At 39.3% G+C, this 13,382-nt stretch carries 13 protein-coding genes; 2 read left to right on the top strand and 11 right to left on the bottom strand.

Features of this window, described 5'->3' with window-relative positions:
* Window positions 1–389: 389 nt before the first annotated feature.
* Window positions 390–2,849, bottom strand: coding sequence for a phosphoketolase family protein (locus ACYVQZ_RS02550; protein WP_461239826.1), 2,460 nt, complete (start codon window positions 2,847–2,849; stop codon window positions 390–392).
* A gap of 492 nt (window positions 2,850–3,341) precedes the next feature.
* Window positions 3,342–4,070: a GntR family transcriptional regulator gene (locus ACYVQZ_RS02545; RefSeq protein WP_461239825.1), complete on the bottom strand. Its 729-nt coding sequence runs from the start codon at window positions 4,068–4,070 to the stop codon at window positions 3,342–3,344.
* A 135-nt stretch (window positions 4,071–4,205) separates the two neighbouring features.
* Here ACYVQZ_RS02545 and ACYVQZ_RS02540 point away from each other — a divergent pair, with 135 nt between their 5' ends.
* Both ACYVQZ_RS02540 and ACYVQZ_RS02535 read left to right on the top strand, forming a co-directional pair.
* A complete protein-coding gene (locus tag ACYVQZ_RS02540) occupies window positions 4,206–4,703 on the top strand; it encodes an aminoacyl-tRNA deacylase (RefSeq protein ID WP_461239824.1) in 498 nt (165 codons plus the stop codon).
* Window positions 4,704–4,716: 13 nt separating this feature from the next.
* A complete protein-coding gene (locus tag ACYVQZ_RS02535; protein ID WP_461239823.1) occupies window positions 4,717–5,460 on the top strand; it encodes a hypothetical protein in 744 nt (247 codons plus the stop codon).
* On the opposite strand, the gene ACYVQZ_RS02530 is transcribed toward ACYVQZ_RS02535, so the two are convergent.
* The 9 genes from ACYVQZ_RS02530 to aroE are packed head-to-tail and all read right to left on the bottom strand — an operon-like array spanning window position 5,457 to window position 13,345.
* Window positions 5,457–6,113, bottom strand: coding sequence for an HD domain-containing protein (locus ACYVQZ_RS02530; protein ID WP_461239822.1), 657 nt, complete (start codon window positions 6,111–6,113; stop codon window positions 5,457–5,459). The genes ACYVQZ_RS02535 and ACYVQZ_RS02530 overlap by 4 nt on opposite strands.
* Window positions 6,114–6,168: 55 nt before the next feature.
* The gene (locus ACYVQZ_RS02525; protein WP_461239821.1) at window positions 6,169–6,432 is read right to left on the bottom strand and encodes a chorismate mutase; all 264 of its coding nucleotides are present in this window, start codon (window positions 6,430–6,432) and stop codon (window positions 6,169–6,171) included.
* Between the two features lie 6 nt (window positions 6,433–6,438).
* Window positions 6,439–6,939, bottom strand: a complete 501-nt coding sequence (locus ACYVQZ_RS02520) for a shikimate kinase (RefSeq protein WP_461239820.1) — start codon at window positions 6,937–6,939, stop codon at window positions 6,439–6,441.
* Between the two features lie 5 nt (window positions 6,940–6,944).
* Window positions 6,945–7,790, bottom strand: a complete 846-nt coding sequence (locus tag ACYVQZ_RS02515; protein WP_461239819.1) for a prephenate dehydrogenase — start codon at window positions 7,788–7,790, stop codon at window positions 6,945–6,947.
* 19 nt (window positions 7,791–7,809) lie between these two features.
* A complete protein-coding gene (aroA, locus tag ACYVQZ_RS02510; RefSeq protein ID WP_461239818.1) occupies window positions 7,810–9,105 on the bottom strand; it encodes a 3-phosphoshikimate 1-carboxyvinyltransferase in 1,296 nt (431 codons plus the stop codon).
* Between the two features lie 25 nt (window positions 9,106–9,130).
* On the bottom strand, window positions 9,131–10,306 hold the full coding sequence (gene aroC, locus ACYVQZ_RS02505) for a chorismate synthase (protein ID WP_461239817.1): 1,176 nt from the start codon (window positions 10,304–10,306) through the stop codon (window positions 9,131–9,133).
* A 19-nt stretch (window positions 10,307–10,325) separates the two neighbouring features.
* The gene (gene aroB / locus ACYVQZ_RS02500) at window positions 10,326–11,414 is read right to left on the bottom strand and encodes a 3-dehydroquinate synthase (RefSeq protein ID WP_461239816.1); all 1,089 of its coding nucleotides are present in this window, start codon (window positions 11,412–11,414) and stop codon (window positions 10,326–10,328) included.
* Window positions 11,407–12,432, bottom strand: coding sequence for a 3-deoxy-7-phosphoheptulonate synthase (aroF, locus tag ACYVQZ_RS02495; protein ID WP_461239815.1), 1,026 nt, complete (start codon window positions 12,430–12,432; stop codon window positions 11,407–11,409). The genes aroB and aroF overlap by 8 nt, the downstream gene beginning before the upstream one ends.
* Window positions 12,433–12,454: 22 nt before the next feature.
* Complete coding sequence (aroE, locus tag ACYVQZ_RS02490; protein ID WP_461239814.1) at window positions 12,455–13,345, bottom strand: shikimate dehydrogenase; 891 nt, start codon at window positions 13,343–13,345, stop codon at window positions 12,455–12,457.
* Between the last annotated feature and the right edge of the window lie 37 nt (window positions 13,346–13,382).

Below are 13,382 nucleotides of genomic sequence, written 5' to 3'. Positions count from 1 at the left end.
GAATAAACGAAACGATTGCTATTTTTCCTCTTTTTATATAATTAAATTTTGCCTCCCCGTTTTTTTGCGATAAGTATCGTATTTACCAGCATATATATGAAAAAGCAGAATTATTTGGAAAAAGTGATATACCAGATTCTGCACACTAAGATCATAATAGTTTTTGAAAGCGCTGTCAACATCAGTAAATCGGCTTTTGTTTAATTTAATGAAATTGATTTCATATAGCATCATAATTTTCAAGTGAATCAATGTGTTTATTAATTTTTTGTAAATTTAAAAAAATTTACAAAATAAAAAAGGAATCAAATTTCTATTTTGTAGAAATTTGATTCCTCTATTATTTTATTAGTGAAGCTTCTAGGCGAAATTCACTATAATTCTATAATTTACTTCTTCAATGGTGTCCAGTTCCACTTAGTAAATTCTTCAATATCGCGACCTTCATCACGAGTAATCTTGAAGTGCTTATCTAAGATACTGTCCATCTTGTCATTGAATGCTTTACCATCAGCGGCTGATACAACGCCTTCTGAAACAAGTGTTTCAACGGCATCTTTAGCTTGGTGGAAACGATCCAATTCTGAGTATACACGCATGTCATATGCAGTAGTGATGTCACCGTCTTCACGATAACCATGTACATGTAAACCAAGGTGTTGACGTTGATAGAACATTGATTCAATCAAGTCTTCATAGCCGTGGAATCCAAAGACAACTGGTGTGCCTGATTCGCCAAAGAACTTAGTGAATTCCGCATCAGATAATGAACGTTCTGCGTTCAATGCGCCATTCTTTTCTTGTAGACGGTTCAATTCAACAACGTTAACGTAACGCATTTTAACTTGTGGGAAGGCATCGTTAACAAGATCAAGTGCAGCAAGTGTTTCAATTGTTGGTTCAACACCGGCTGAAGCAAAGACGATATCTGCCTTTTCGCCTTCAGCAACAGTTGAAGCCCAGTCAATTGTCTTAAGACCCTTGGTAGCTAATTCTTCAGCTTCTGAAACTGAGAACCATTGTTGACGAGGTTGCTTTGAAGCAACAATATGGTTAATCTTTTGACGCTCAGTAAAGGCACGATCAAAGACTGCAAGCAATGTGTTACCATCAGCTGGCAAGTATTGACGAATGAAGTCAGACTTCTTTTCAGCCAAGTGAGTCAACAGACCTGGATCTTGGTGAGTGTAACCATTGTGGTCTTGTTGGAATACAGTTGATGTTGAAATTAAGTTTAATGATGGATAATCATTACGCCATGGTTGGTCAGCAGCTTGGCGAATCCACTTGAAGTGTTGTGTAATCATTGAATCCACAACGCGTAAGAATGATTCGTAAGAAGCAAAGATTCCTGTTCGACCAGTCAATGTGTAAGCTTCAAGCCAGCCTTCTGCTTGATGTTCTGATAATTGAGCATCTAAGATACGGCCTTCTGGTGCTTCAAATTGGTCATTTGGTTCTTTGATTTCTTCCATCCATTGACGGTTTGTAATATCAAACATTTCCCAAAGGCGGTTTGACATTGTTTCATCAGGTCCGAAGAAACGGAATGAATGTGGATTCTTGGTAGCAATTTTAGCCAAGTATCCTGACAATACGTTCATATCCATGTTACGGTTAGCATCAGCTAATTGTGTTCCACGGTTGTCAGCGTTAATGTCATTTGTAAATTCTTTCCAGTCTGGCAAGTCAAGTGTTTCTGGCTTTTCGCCACGAGGACGACCACCATTAGCAACTGGGTTTTTAGCCATACGTTTGTCACCCTTAGGTGCAAAGTCAGCAACTTCAGCCTTCAATGAACCATCAGTATTGAATAATTCTGTTGGCTTGTATGAATTCATCCATTCTTCAAATTCTGGTAATTCACTAAGATTCTTTTGTGAAAGACCAAGTGGAACTTGGTGAGCACGGAATGAATTTTCAATTGGTTCACCGTGTGGATTATGTGTAGGACCGCCCCAACCTTTAGGAAGGCGAGCAATCACAACTGGCCATGCAGGAACGTTTCCGTCTTGGTAACGACCGTTTTCACGAGCATCTTCTTGAATTTGTTTGATATCAGCAATTGCTTGATCAAATAACTTAGCAGCTTTTTCGTGATAAGTCATGTAATCGTGGATATCATCATTTTCAAGGAAGCGAGGTGAGTAACCTAATCCAGTAAAGAAGTTTTTAATTTCTTCGTCACTCATACGTGAGAAAATTGTTGGGTTAGAAATCTTAAATCCATTTAAATCAAGAATTGGTAACACAGCACCATCATTCTTAGGGTTCAAGAACTTAATTGAATGCCAAGCTGTCATTGCTGGACCAGTTTCAGCTTCACCATCACCAACGACAGTGAATGCAATTTGGTCTGGGTTATCTAAAACAGCACCAGTAGCGTGTGAAAGTGAGTAACCAAGTTCGCCACCTTCGTGAAGTGAACCTGGAGTTTGAGCAGTCATATGTGATCCGATACCACCTGGGAATGAGAAACGTTTGTATAAACGTGACATACCTTCAAGATCTTGGGTGATTTCTGGATAAGCTTCAGTATATGAACCATCCATATATGAGTTTGTAACCATAACTTGACCACCGTGACCTGGGCCACCGATGTAGAACATGTTCAAACCATACTTGTTGATCAAACGGTTAGCATGTGCGTAAAGGAAAGTTTGTCCTGAGATAGTACCCCAGTGACCGATAGGCTTAACCTTAACGTCATCTGCTTTAATTGGTGTATTTGTAACTGAGAACAATGGGTTGCTCTTTAGAAAAATCATGCCGCCTGAAAGGTAGGTACTTGCGCGCCACCATGCATCAACTTTTCCCAAATATTCTTTGGAATCGTAATCTACTGCCATGAATTTTACACTCCTTCATAAACTTAAATAACTACTAGATAAAATTTGTAGCAACAACAACGTAAATTCCTAAGTTCTAATTTACACTCACTATGATACTTGGTTTTTCTAAAAAGTCAACTTTTTTGAAAATTGATACGGTCCAATTTAATCAAGCAACATAATCACGTTGTAAGGGCTTTTATAGCTACTTTTTGCAAAAAAATTTTTTAAAAAAGTTCGGATTTTATGGGTATTTTGATGTGAACACGCCTCTTTTGAGAGGTGGTTCTTCTATTATAAATTAAAAGTCATCATCCTTGTTGGATGATGACTTGAGGTTATTTTTTCAGAGTTGGATACTAACTCAACTTTTTGTTTTCTCTCTTTTTATCCGAAACGTGCTCCGAAAAACTGCACCTTCCGGTTAACCCACTAAAAGTAAAATCCCAAAACCAGGGATTTCACTTTTAGTACGTTAATCCTCAGGTGCAACCCGTTTTTCTCCGCACTCTATTCTTCATCCAAACTAACAAACGTATTATACTTCAAATACTTATAATGTAACCGCATGTTAGATACTTCAAATGGTGTTCCGTCATCTAGGAAGAAAATTCCTTCCATAATTCCAACGGGTTCCGTTGGTGACAGTCCTAATAGTTTTTGATCTTCCTTATTAGAAGGTTCTGCTAAAATTGACAAGAATGATTTTGTAACGGATTTACCTTCTATGTCTTCTAAATAATTGAAGATTGAGCCCTTCACCACATCCGGTGTTAATGCCGGCATAATTCGAATTGGGATATAACCTGTTTCGATAATAATCGGTTGCTCATCAAATAAACGTAGCCGTTTAATTTCATAGACAAAATCATTATCCGTTAAAAATAAATCATGTTGCAATTCCGGACTAGCCGGAATGACTTGATAGCTTAACAACTTAACAGATGGTTTTTTGCCATCCACTTGAAAACTATCCGTTACCCCTAAATTAGTCCCCTCGTAATGAAACATTGACTGATTTTTTAAGTATAATGGGTTAATAAAGGTTCCCGAACCACGTTTTTTAAAAATGATCCCTTGTTGTGCCAAAACATTTAATGCTCGTTTGACAGAACTTCGACTAACCTGATATGTTTCACTTAACGATCTTTCATCAGGAAGTTTCTTATCACTAAATTCATTATTAAAAATTCGCTCTTTGAGATCATGCATGACCTTGCGATATACTAAGTCTGCCATTCCATTAAGCTCCTCAATTTCAAACCCTAAGTTTCATATTCTGACATGAGTATACCAGATTTTTACAATTGGTTGTATACTTTTATAAAATTGGTCCGTTCCAAAACTTGGACTAACGAAAGGTGGCTCTTACACTTGAGTAAGAAAAAAAGAATTAAAAAAACTTTAGTTGAACAAATTCTTGATAAAAATAAAATCGATTACGAACAAACAGAATTTCCCACCCATCAGGAGGGAGACGTTGCTCAACTGACCGTTGACCACAGTGACATTGACGAACACTTAATCTATAAAACATTAGTCCTGACTGGCAATGAAACTGGTCCTGTGGTTGGTGTCTTACCAGTCGATATACACATGGATGAAAAGAAGCTCGCCAAGGTCTCTGGCAATAAAAAGGTTAATATGGTGCCTTTAAAAGATTTGTTAAAAACCACTGGCTATGAACATGGTGCCAACACACCTGTGGGTATTTTTGAAAAATTTGGTTACCCAATCTACTTTGACCAAGCAGCTGAATCTGAACCTTATATCTATGTCTCTTCAGGTAAAATTGGGCGGTCAATTAAAATTAATCCCGTGGCATTAGCACAATTAGTGCAAGCGCCATTTGTTGATTTAGAACAAGCTTAGTGAGGTCGTAAAATTGTTACAGTCATTTGGTCAAGCAATTGAATTTACAGGCCTTTTCTTAGTTGTCATTCCACTTATTTTAGGAACACTGCTGGTACTGATAGCGCGAAACACCAAAAAAATAGTCGTAAACAACTTTAGCTACGCTGCTCAAATTTATGGTGGCTTTATTGGGATCGTGATTCACGAATTGAGCCACCTATTCGTCGCACTACTGTTTTTCCACAAAATTAAAAGTTTTCGGCTACTGAAATTTCCAAACCAAATGAGTAACGATCAATCGTTAGGATACGTTAACCATACTTGGAATCCACGTAGTTTTTATCAAAGAATCGGTAACCTATTTATCGGTATTGCCCCAATCATCGGCAATACAGTAGCTATTCTTTATTTAACAAAGTGGTTATTTCCAACACTATTGCCTTTTCTAATGAGTCGATTTACCACAAATCCAGTCGTTGACGCTTCACCGTTAGTTTGGTGGCATGTCATCGTCTGGTTCCTATTAATCGTCAATATTTGTATCGGTGGCTTTGACCTTAGCCAGGCTGACTTGTCTAATTCAGTATTGGGCGGCATCAGTTTTATCACGGTCTTCGTGCTACTTAATTTAGTGATGGTCTTGCTTAATCAGGGATCCACCTTAATCAGCACGGTGCAAGGATTGATGTTACCTTTTATTTTTTCGATGGGACTTGCTTTGTTACTTTCCATCTTCGTTAATTTAATGATTCGTGGCCTAATTTTATTACGTTAATCCTGCCATTCATCTTTAAAGGCCGCCACAAAATCACGCATTAATTGCTGACGTTGTTGTCCAATTTGTTTGGCACTTTCGGTATTTAGCATCTCATAAATTTTAAATAATTTTTCATAAAAATGATTAATCGTAGTCCCCGGCTCTTGACGATATTGTTCCTTTGTCATGTGCATGCGGGGCTTTTTTTGTGGATCATACATTTCTTCACCCACATGACCACTGTAATAAAACGCCCGACCAATACCCAGTGCACCAATGGCATCAAGACGATCAGCATCTTGAACAATTTGCCCTTCAATTGATAATTTAACCGGATGATCACCCAACGTTTTAGAAAAAGACATATTGGTAATGATCGTCATCACTTCAGCAATCACTGCGGGATCAACTGTGAGTTGTTGCAATAACTGTCGCACTTCTTCCTGTCTACCTTCTGGGTCATCAGTTAATTTATCATCAATGACATCATGCAACCAACCCGCCAATAATGCAGTGAATTCGTCCGCTGATTCATTTCTTACTAACCGCGAAATCATAGTCGTTACGCGATGTAAGTGATCAAGTCCGTGGCCACTAGTATCACCACCCTCAACTTGTTTTACATATAGTTGTACCTGGTTTAGTTGTTCTTGTTGTTGTTTTGATAACACGATAATCACCTCATATTGATCCATTATAAAACAAAACAAGCATTAATTTTTTGGATTAATGCTTGTTTTCGATTTGAATGGCATGTTCCATAATTAATTGATAGAGTTGCGCGATAAATTCAGAAGTTAAATTGGCATCCCCATAGGTTTCAGTCAATCTAGCCACTAATTGATCCATTCTTGAAGCTTGCCGAACTGGCAAATCGTGATCTTGTTTAAATTCGGCCACTTTTTGCACAATTGTAAGTCGTTTTTTTAAAGCTTGCATAATTTGATCATCACATTGGTCAATTTGCTGTCGAAGTTGTTCTAATTCCATATCAATTCATCCAATCTCTTTTAAAATCGTGGTGGCAATCTCATCAGGTTGCCTACCATCAGTTTCAATCACCACATCGGCCACTTCTTGGTATAACTTTTCTCGGTATTGCCATAGTTCGATAAATGCATCATGATCCATTTGTTGTAACAGTGGTCGTTGCAAATCATTTTGAAGTCGCTCCAAAAGCTCTTCCGGTTGGGTTCGTAAATAAATTACCGGCGCCGCTGCTTGTTTTAACAGTTGGCGATTGGTCTTTTTCATAACCACCCCACCACCAGTGGACAAGACGCCTTCATCAGCCAAATGTGTTTTTAAAAGTTTCGTTTCCACTTGACGGAATTTTTCTTCACCCATACGGCTAAAATATGTAACAATGGTTTCTCCTAATGAAGCTTCAATTAGCTGGTCTAAGTCAAATTGAGGAATCTTTAATTGAGCGGCAAGTTGCGTGCCAACTGTCGTTTTGCCAGCACCCATAAATCCTACTAAAATCAAAGGTTGCATTATTTTCACTCCTCAAATTGTTGGCGTAACTGCTTTGATGATGCAAAAAAGTCGTGAATTTTATGTTCATCTTCAGCAGCAATTGCCACTTCAAGTTCTTTTAAAACCATTTCAAATTGCTTTAACGATTTCAATGTTGCTTCGCGATTTGTCGTTAAAATATCTGTCCACATTTTTGGATCAGCACCACCAATGCGCGTGGTGTCTTTAAAGCCACCCGCCGCATAATTTGGCATGTCAGGAAATTCTTGTAGTGCCTCTCTAGTGCTGTTAACTAATCCAGCAGCAACAATATGGGGTAGATCACTTAAATAGGCCATCATTTCATCATGTTTTGTGGCCGATAATTCGATAAACGTTAATTTTAACGGCGTCAGTAATTTTTGTAACTGTTCATTAGCATTTTGATCAGGACCAACAATAAAGTAGGGTGCATGATCATAGAGATGTACGTCCACTGCGTTAATGCCGGCTTTTTGTGTACCCGCCATCGCATGGCCACCCGCAAAATGAATTCCGTTTTCTAATAACGGTTGTGCCGCATTAAGAACCTGGACCTTTGTACTCCCAGTATCAGTCACTAAGACATTTTCCTTAAGTGAGCAATTTGCCAATTCGCTAAGTTGCTCAATGATCACCTTGGTTGGGCCAGCTAAGATAATAACGTCTGCGCTTGGAGCCACTTGCGTTAAATCAGTGTCCACCTGACTTGCCAAGCCCGTGTCCTGTGCTTTTTTTAAAGTTGCTGAATTGACATCAACACCAATAACTTCAATGGCATTATTATTCTGTTTTAAGGCTAAGGCAAGAGAAGCACCCATTTCACCTAAGCCACTGACAACAACCTTCATTACAATCTTCCTTACTCTATTAGTTTAGCAACTGTGTTAAATCATCTAAAAATGCAGGATATGACACACTGATGGCATCTGCATTTTTTAATTCACTATTATCATCGGCTAACAAGTTTGCAATTGCAAGCATCATTCCAATTCGGTGATCGCCATGTGAATCTAATGGTTCATGAGCAGCATGTAATTTCACACCACCTTTAACGACAAATCCATCTGGTTTAGCCTCAATACCCGCTCCCATTTTATTGAGTTCTTCAGTGACTGTTGCAATTCGATCGGTCTCTTTAACACGCAATTCTTGGGCACCGCTAATCACGGTTGTGCCAACAGCTTGGGTTGCTGCTAAAACTAATAGTGGAATCTCATCAACCATCGCTGGAATTTCTTGCGCACCAATTTCCGTTGCTCGTAATTGTTGGGCAGTTATCGTCACGTCACCCATTTCCTCTGCACTATCTGCTTGGTTAGTAATCTCGAACCTGGCGCCCATTTTTTCAAGTGCTTGAATAATTCCTGTTCGCGTAGGGTTCAATCCTACTTGTTGAAGTGTAATTTTACTGTTAGGTACACATAGTCCGGCCACGATGAAAAATGCAGCTGATGAAATATCACCGGGAACATTAATCGTTTGTGCTTTAAACTCATCTTGTGGCGTCACAGTAATATTGACACCGTCTTGTTCAATCGTGCCACAAAATTGTCGAATCATTTTTTCAGTATGATCACGAGTGATTAATTTTTCCGTTAAATGGGTTGGGGTGTCAGCCTGCAATCCAGCCCAAATCAAGGCACTTTTAACTTGTGCACTAGCAACAGGAATTTGATAATCAATGCCCTCTAACTGATCATTTTTTTGTAAGGTCATCGGTAAAAAATTATCGTTAGTTGCTTTAATTTTGGCACCCATCTGAGACAAAGGTTCACTAACGCGTTTCAAAGGACGCTTGCTTAACGAGTCATCCCCAAAAAAGTCGATATCAAAGGGTTGTTTTGCTAAAAAGCCTGTCAACAAACGTGTAGAAGTGCCTGAGTTTCCCATATCTAATGCCGTTTTGGATGCTGTGAAATGATTAAACCCACCTTGTCCCTTAATTTGCACAGCTGACTTTGTTGTTTGAATATCAACACCTAATGCACGAAATGCACCAATTGTATGTAAACAATCGTCGGAAAATAAAAAATGATCAACAGTCGTTGTACCATGGCTAATCGCACCTAGCATGATTGATCGATGTGAAATGCTCTTATCTCCAGGCACTAAAAGCTGCCCGTGTAAGCCATTTTTACTATCAGGTAATAAAACTGTTGTCATTTAAATTCCTCCAACGAAATTAGTCTTAATATTCTTTTAATTCTTGTAAGTATTGTGATACTTGGTTTTTGAAGCGTTCAATTGAATCACTATCAAATTTATCAAGTAATGCTTCTGTCAAGGTGATCGCCACCATGGCTTCAGCAACGACTGCAGCGGCAGTCACAGCAGTGGTGTCCGAGCGTTCAACATTGGCTTTATAAGCTTCTTTTGTTTTAACATCGACACTCATCAATGGTTTGTAAAGGGTTGGAATGGGCTTCATGACCGCCTTAATCACTACAGGCATACCATTAGTCATGCCACCTTCAAAACCGCCAAGATGGTCTGTTTGTCGATAAAATCCTTGATCTTGATCATAAAAAATCTCGTCCATACCGTGACTACCTGGGTGGTGGGCAAACTCAAAACCATCCCCAAATTCAACACCTTTAAAGGCATTAATTCCAACAATTGCTCGTGCTAATTTGGCATCAAGCTTTGTATCTGCACTGACATAACTACCAACCCCTGCCGGCATACCGGTGGCAATCACTTCCACTACGCCACCTAAAGTATCGCCTGCTCTCTTAGTTTCATCAATGAGATCACGCATTTTTTGATCAGCTTCTTCATCAAAAGTACGTGTTGGACTTTCATCGGTAACTTTTTTCAAAGATGCCAAGTCTTTGTATTGATCTAGTTTACTAGTATCGGCACTAATGCCGCCAATTTCGCGCACAAAGCCCAGCACTTCCACCCCGATTGAAGCTAACACTTGTTTACACAAGCTACCTACGGCAACACGCATGGTCGTTTCGCGCGCACTTGACCGTTCCAACACGTTACGTAAATCTTTGTGCTGGTATTTCATGCCACCTACTAAGTCAGCATGACCTGGACGAGGGCGTGTGACCTGACGAACTGAATTAGCTTCAGTAGCTTCGATCATTGGATCCATAATTTCATTCCAATGCGCATGATCACGGTTTGTTACGTTTAAAGTAATGGGTGAGCCCATTGTGATTAAGTGGCGAACGCCAGTTAAAATTTTAACTTGATCTGTTTCAATTTTCATCCGGTTACCACGACCGTAGCCTTGTTGGCGCCGTTTTAAATCAGCATTAATTTGTTCCACTGATAATTTTAAGCCAGCGGGAATGCCTTCAATAATTGACATTAACTCTGGACCATGTGATTCTCCTGCTGTGACATAACGCATAAACTTAGTTGCCTACCTTTCAATGGATCTGTTCAAATATTTTTTCTTCGTTAAAGAACGCGCGTACTTCATTCGTTGGGACAGTATAAATGGCTGGTTCACCAAAATCTTTCACGTAAACCAAATTCAATCGGCCATTACGATTTTTCTTGTCGTTTTGAATTTTTTCGTAAAAGGCGTCACTACCAAGCAATTCAGATTCAGTTGGTAACCCAACTACTTGTAATCGGTCTTTGATCGCTGCAGTAACGCCAGCAGTTGCTAAATCTTGATCTTCAAAAATTTGCATGATGTGTACCATCCCCACACTGATGGCTTCACCATGTGCTAAAGCGCCATTGGCTAGTAGCTCAATAGCATGACCCATTGTATGACCAAAATTAAGTAGTTGCCGCATGCCAGATTCTTTTTCATCTTCCATGACAACCCGTGCTTTAAACCCAACGCTCAGTTCACTTAATCGCGTTGCGTGCTGACGAATATCATCCACTGAATTGATGGTTTCAATCAATTGCCAAAAATCAGTCGAATCCAGTGCTGCTGTTTTGACAATTTCGCCATAGCCTTCAGCAACATAACGATCTGACATTGTCGCTAATGTATTAGGATCGATGAAGACTGCATCTGGTTGGTAGAAGGTGCCAATAATATTCTTAGCTTGACCAAGATCAATTGCTGTTTTGCCACCAACTGAACTATCAACTTGAGCTAGTAATGAAGTAGGAATTTGAATGAAACTAATGCCGCGCATATAAATCGAAGCAACAAATCCCGCCAAATCACCAATTACACCGCCGCCAAGAGCGATGACACCGTCACTTCTGGTGAAGTGATCATTAGCCATTTGATCAGCTAATTGGGCGACTGTTTGCCATGCCTTAGATGCTTCACCAGCAGGAACCTTATATGACTTAACATCAAAGCTTTCGTGACTTAATTTTTCTGCAACCTTCTCCTGGTACAAAGGCCCCACATTCGTATCACTGATTAACGCAATCTTTTTGGATTCCCAATGGCTTTTAACCAGTTGACCGATTCGATCTAATAACCCATTTTCAATTAAAACATCGTATTCTTTTTCAGGTAATGAAACATGTACCTTAGCCATTAACAACGGCTCCTTTTTGTGTCGTCATGCCATTCAATGCATCATGAAGGGCGAAAACTTTTTTTGTCATTTCTTTGTAAGTGTCCGGTTTCAATGCTTGTGGTCCATCTGAGAATGCTTTTTCAGGATTATCGTGAATTTCAACCACTAAACCATTTGCACCACTAGCTGTTCCAGCTAATGCCATTGGTGTAACTAAATCCCAGTGTCCTTCAGCATGGCTAGGATCAACAATTACTGGGTAGTGGGTCAATTTTTGCAGCACTGGTACTGCACTAACATCGAAAATATTACGTGTGTACTTGTCATCGAAGCTGCGAATACCGCGTTCTGACAATGCAATTTGGTGATTACCACTGGCAGCAATGTATTCTGCTGCATTCATCAAATCATCGATTGAAGCTGACATCCCACGTTTTAATAATACAGGTAAATTGGTTTTTCCAACAGCCTTTAATAGTGAAAAGTTTTGCATGTTACGGGCGCCAATTTGTAACATGTCTGTGTATTGGCAAACGGCATCAAGATGTGTTTCATCCATGACTTCAGTAATCATGTCCATGCCTTGTTGATCTGCTGCTTGGCGTAAGAATCTTAATCCATCTTCGCCGAGCCCTTGGAATGAGTATGGTGAGGTACGAGGCTTGAAAGCACCACCACGTAGCATTGTTGCCCCACCATCTTTAGCAACTTTAGCCATTCTAGCAACGTGTGTTTCTGATTCCACTGAACAAGGGCCAGCAATCATCGCAAATTGACCGTCAACACCAATTGTGGTGTGTGGTAATTTGATCACTGTGTTTTCAGGATGAAGGGCGCGGCTGCCTTGAACTGCTGCGGGATGATCCATAATCACATCGTCAATACCTGCTTTTTCATCATCAGTTAAATCAGCTGGTGTCACTTTGTTTAAGGCAATGCGGTTATTGTGAACGAAGATATCTGTCTTACCATTGAAGTGTTGTTGAATCATTTGTTTGGTTTTAGCTGCTGTTTTGTTGTTTAAAATAATAATCATAATATAGTCTCTTCTTTCTTTTTTACTGAGTAAGTTGTAGTTGAATTTTGTTTGTGATTGTTTCAATAGGCATTTCTAAGTTAGTAAAAATTTTAAAACTTAGCGCACCTTGATAAATTAACATTCCTAAACCGTTAAACACCTGGCATCCTTTTTGTTTGGCAAATTTTAAAAATTTTGTTTCAGGGGGTGAATAAATCACATCGCAAACAATTTGTGATTGATTGAGATGGTCTAGAACACCAGGCGGAGCTGGCATTGTTGCTTGATACTCGCCCATTCCCAAGTTGGTCGTGTTAACAATCAATTTACTTACTTCAATCGAGGCTTTCATCTGGGTTTCATCGGCGTAATCGATTAGGTGCATCTCTGTTTGTTTGCCATTTGCTAAGTCATCTAGTTGTTGGCGAATTTGGTTAAATGTTTGATTTTTTCTTTTAAAGACGTTGATTTGAGCAATTTGCTGGTCAATTCCGGCTTGGATAATCGATCTTCCTGCTCCGCCGGCACCAAACACTGTCATTGTTTGATGACGAACATCGATGTTGTGGTTAGCGAGATTTAAGAAAAATCCTTCACCGTCAACACTGTCGCCAATCAAGCGTCCATGATCGTTTTTAATGACATTGACCGATTGTAATTTTCTGGCTCGATCACTAACCTCATCGAGATATGGAATGACCGTCTGTTTAAATGGCATTGATAGGTTGGCACCACCGATATTCAACACTTTCATTGCTTCAATTGCTGTTTTGAAATGTTGTGGTTCAATGTCAAAGGCTAAATATCTTGCATTGATGTGATGATGACTGAAGCTGGTGTTATACATCAATGGTGAAAAGCTATGTTGAGCTGGATGGGCAAAAAAGCTAAATAATTGTGTTCGTCCATCAATATCTGTTAACTGTTGCATCAAAGCCACTCCTTTCAAAAATTAAAAGCCTCACAGT

It is taken from the genome of Paucilactobacillus salsurae (assembly GCF_054784995.1).
This window is presented reverse-complemented; position numbering and strand designations above follow the sequence as displayed.

Coding starts and splice junctions, on each gene's coding strand:
- ACYVQZ_RS02525 (WP_461239821.1), bottom strand. CDS start 6,432: ATGGAATTAGAACAACTTCGACAGCAAATTGACCAATGTGATGATCAA.
- ACYVQZ_RS02550 (WP_461239826.1), bottom strand. CDS start 2,849: ATGGCAGTAGATTACGATTCCAAAGAATATTTGGGAAAAGTTGATGCA.
- ACYVQZ_RS02515 (WP_461239819.1), bottom strand. CDS start 7,790: ATGAAGGTTGTTGTCAGTGGCTTAGGTGAAATGGGTGCTTCTCTTGCC.
- aroC (WP_461239817.1), bottom strand. CDS start 10,306: ATGCGTTATGTCACAGCAGGAGAATCACATGGTCCAGAGTTAATGTCA.
- ACYVQZ_RS02545 (WP_461239825.1), bottom strand. CDS start 4,070: ATGGCAGACTTAGTATATCGCAAGGTCATGCATGATCTCAAAGAGCGA.
- aroE (WP_461239814.1), bottom strand. CDS start 13,345: ATGCAACAGTTAACAGATATTGATGGACGAACACAATTATTTAGCTTT.
- ACYVQZ_RS02520 (WP_461239820.1), bottom strand. CDS start 6,939: ATGCAACCTTTGATTTTAGTAGGATTTATGGGTGCTGGCAAAACGACA.
- aroB (WP_461239816.1), bottom strand. CDS start 11,414: ATGGCTAAGGTACATGTTTCATTACCTGAAAAAGAATACGATGTTTTA.
- aroA (WP_461239818.1), bottom strand. CDS start 9,105: ATGACAACAGTTTTATTACCTGATAGTAAAAATGGCTTACACGGGCAG.
- aroF (WP_461239815.1), bottom strand. CDS start 12,432: ATGATTATTATTTTAAACAACAAAACAGCAGCTAAAACCAAACAAATG.